The sequence below is a fragment of the Aquidulcibacter sp. genome (genome assembly GCF_020253525.1).
Taxonomy (GTDB): domain Bacteria; phylum Pseudomonadota; class Alphaproteobacteria; order Caulobacterales; family Aquidulcibacteraceae; genus Aquidulcibacter.
Genome location: NZ_JADCBK010000097.1, coordinates 1 through 3,206, shown reverse-complemented (window position 1 = coordinate 3,206; position 3,206 = coordinate 1). Strand labels below are relative to the sequence as shown.

Genomic DNA, 3,206 nt, shown 5'->3' with positions numbered 1-3,206 from the left:
CCAGTAATGATCTGGTCCACCAAAATCCCGGCGGTGACAGAGCCTTGGAAGTCTGAGGTCTCGCCATCGGAATAGCCAGCCCGCATGAAGCCCGTTACGGCGCGGCCAGAGTCGGACTCAAAAATGGGCTGTTCTACGAGGCCATAAATGCCCCATGGATTGATTTCGCCCGCAGGCCCACCCGATTTAAAGGCTGGGGCCTTATCGGTGTAACGCCACGCACCCACAGCAAGTAGGCCTTTGCTGGTTAAACCAGCCTCAGCAATGGTGAGGGCACCTTCGTTGAAATTATTGGATGAGCCAGGATCGCCCCAATTATGGGCGCGTGCCCCAAAGATGCCCAAGCGCACATAGCTGTCTTTGGTGGGATTAATGGTACCAACCAAGGCCAAAGCCGTTGAGGGGAAAATCGCAGGCCCATTGCTGCCAGTGGCCGCCAGTTCTGTGCCAATCCCAAAGGGAGGGCCAACCAACAGACCCGACGCATCGGTTGCGTAAAATTGGGAGTTCAGATCGATATAGCCAAAGGAAACCGCACCTGCCTCACCAAACTTCTTCTCGAAGGCAAATTCATAGATTTTGAAGCGGCCATCGGCGACTTCAATGTTGGAAACACCTTCCAAAGTGCCGATGGCATCATTGGGCCGATCACCTGAATTGCCCAGCACATTCATGTAGAAGGTGGTGCCGGTCAGACCAAAGGCTTTCTCAAGGTCCCATGTCAGCATGACATTGACGTTGTCGAGATAATAGGACTTGCCATCAGCCGCGCCCTTGTGCGCTGTGACGAGTTCGCCCGTATATTCGGCTTCGATGGAAAGACCGCTCGGTTCTAGCGCCCCGCGAAGGCCATCAAGTGGCTTCCCGCCTTCGGCAAGAGCAGGTGTTGCGACCTGAAATAGGGTCAAGAGACCCCCAATGGCCATTGTCTTCATCCGGAGTTTCATCGTCTGTTTCCCCCGCTCTTCTGGCGACTGATACGACTTTGAGCGGCTCCACCACGGTATTTTCTGTTTCTTCGGTGGAGTTGGTCGGCATCACCATCGACATGCGATCGGATGCGATCTCAAAGGCGTGGTGCGTGTGTTCAAACTTCCTGACTCTGCTCCGTGAGGAGCTGCCTCTAACTGCCGCTAGGGTAACCGTAAAATGCTTAATAAATGGATATTACTCGTAGGTGCTGCTCAATATTCGATAGATTGTATTAATGTATACAATAAATGAAGCTGCCAAAGTTGTACCAATTCAAGGCTCTGAATTTATCAGCGAGCTGTGTTTTTGACCTGTGGTTACCTGAAGAAAAAGCGGGGGAGGGCGGAAAATTGATTCGCGACCCTTTCTTTGCGGCCTTCGCACAGAACTTATTGTATAGATAGAATTTATTGAAAAAAGTTATTTAATCAATTTGCTTTTGTGAAAAACGCCCCTATATGGCCCTCGTGCCGTTGCGATGATGAAACGGCCTTGGAGAAAAATAATGTTAACTGTTGGCGATACCCTCCCAGAATTCACCGTCACCGGCGTAAAGCCTGGCTTCAAAGCTCATGAAGAAAATGGCGAAAGCGCTTTCTTCGAAATCAACCAGAACAGCTTCGAAGGTAAGTGGAAGCTGATCTATTTTTACCCCAAGGATTTCACCTTCGTCTGCCCAACCGAAATCGTTGGTTTTGACAAATTGGTGGGCGAATTTGCCGACCGCGACTGCGTGGTGCTCGGCGGCTCGACCGACAATGAGTTCTGCAAACTGGCTTGGCGCCGTGAGCACCCAGATTTGGCCAACATGAAGCAATATGCCTTTGCTGACACCAAGGGCACCTTGGTTGATGGCTTGGGCGTTCGTGAAAAGGACGCTGGCGTTGCTTTGCGCGCAACCTTCTTGGTCGACCCAAACAATGTCATCCAGCATGCCTCGGTCAACAATTTGAACGTCGGTCGCAACCCAGACGAAATCCTGCGCTTGCTCGACGGTTTCCAAACCGACGAATTGTGCCCCTGCAACCGCCCAGCCGGCGGCGCAGTGCTCTAATTCAGTCTTAAGGCGCGTCGGATGGTGGGCGAGCCTGTCCATCCGACGCCCTTTTTGTATCTACCTCCCCGCAACTTGCTGCCCCAAGGATTGCTGCCATGACGCTCGAACAATTGCGCGAACTCATTCCCGACTATGCAAAAGACATCCGCTTGAACCTCGGTTCATTGGCCAATGAAACAACCCTTACCGACCAGCAAAAGTGGGGGGCCTTTTTGGCTTCTGCGGTTGCGATTGGTCAGCCCCAAGTCGTCAAAGCTTTTGAGGCCGAAGCTGCGGCGCGCTTGACCCCGCAAGCTATGGATGCCGCGCGCGCGGCTGCCGCCATCATGGCGATGAATAATGTCTATTATCGCTCGCTCCATTTGCTTTCTAATCACGAGTATCAAACCCTGCGGGCTGGGTTGCGCATGAATGTGCTGGCCAATCCAGGCGTTGAGAAAGTTGACTTCGAATTGTGGAGCCTCGCGGTTTCGGCCATCAATGGCTGCGGCATGTGCCTCGACAGCCATGAAGTGGAATTGAAGAAGCACGCGGTTCCGGCCCTCAACATCCAAGCTGCTTTGCGCATTGCCTCGGTTGTTGCGGCAGCAAGTGCCGTTCTGCGCTCGATCCACTAAGCGCGTCTCATCATCCGATTCAGGGCGCGCTGGCTTGAGGCTGGCGCGCCTTTTTGTTTCTAAAAGTCAAAGCTGATCTGATCGCTTTTTGGCGTCGGCTTCTTACGCGCTTTGGCTCTAGCTTCGGTGACTTGTTTAATCCCAGACTTGCGGCTGCCATGTTGTTCTTGGATGACATGGGCCAGTGCCCGGTGGCCATCGCCTTTGCGGACACGGTGGATTTCAGCCCGCGCAAACGCCCCTGCCGCAACATGGTCAACCAAGCGCGCAGGATAGGATGGCGGAAGGTCTTCGGCGGCTGCCTTCCAAGGTTCATGGATCAAGGGCGTTGGCAAATGGGCAAGTTCGGGCACCCAGCGTCGAATGAAATCGCCATCTGGGTCCTGATCGAGCGATTGTTTGACTGGATTATAGACGCGCGGCGTGTTGATGCCGGTGGTGCCCGATTGCATTTGCGCTTGGCTATAATGAATGCCGGGCTCAAAATCGGTGAATTGTCGGGCTAGCAGCTTTGCCGGCAGTCGCCAGTCCAGCCACAGGTGGTAGCTCGCAAAGCTCAT

General features: G+C 53.6%; 4 protein-coding genes. 2 read left to right on the top strand and 2 right to left on the bottom strand.

Annotation, left to right across the window (positions count from 1 at the left end):
• A partial coding sequence (locus IOB61_RS11605; RefSeq protein WP_290816747.1) for a carbohydrate porin occupies window positions 1-947 on the bottom strand: 947 nt, incomplete at its 3' end.
• Between the two features lie 530 nt (window positions 948-1,477).
• Here IOB61_RS11605 and IOB61_RS11600 point away from each other — a divergent pair.
• Complete coding sequence (locus IOB61_RS11600; protein WP_085338010.1) at window positions 1,478-2,026, top strand: peroxiredoxin; 549 nt, start codon at window positions 1,478-1,480, stop codon at window positions 2,024-2,026.
• A gap of 98 nt (window positions 2,027-2,124) precedes the next feature.
• Window positions 2,125-2,646: a carboxymuconolactone decarboxylase family protein gene (locus IOB61_RS11595; protein WP_290816744.1), complete on the top strand. Its 522-nt coding sequence runs from the start codon at window positions 2,125-2,127 to the stop codon at window positions 2,644-2,646.
• A 59-nt stretch (window positions 2,647-2,705) separates the two neighbouring features.
• Here IOB61_RS11595 and IOB61_RS11590 read toward each other — a convergent pair.
• Window positions 2,706-3,206 (bottom strand): FAD-binding domain-containing protein (locus tag IOB61_RS11590; protein ID WP_290816741.1); only part of this gene is annotated, 501 nt, incomplete at its 5' end.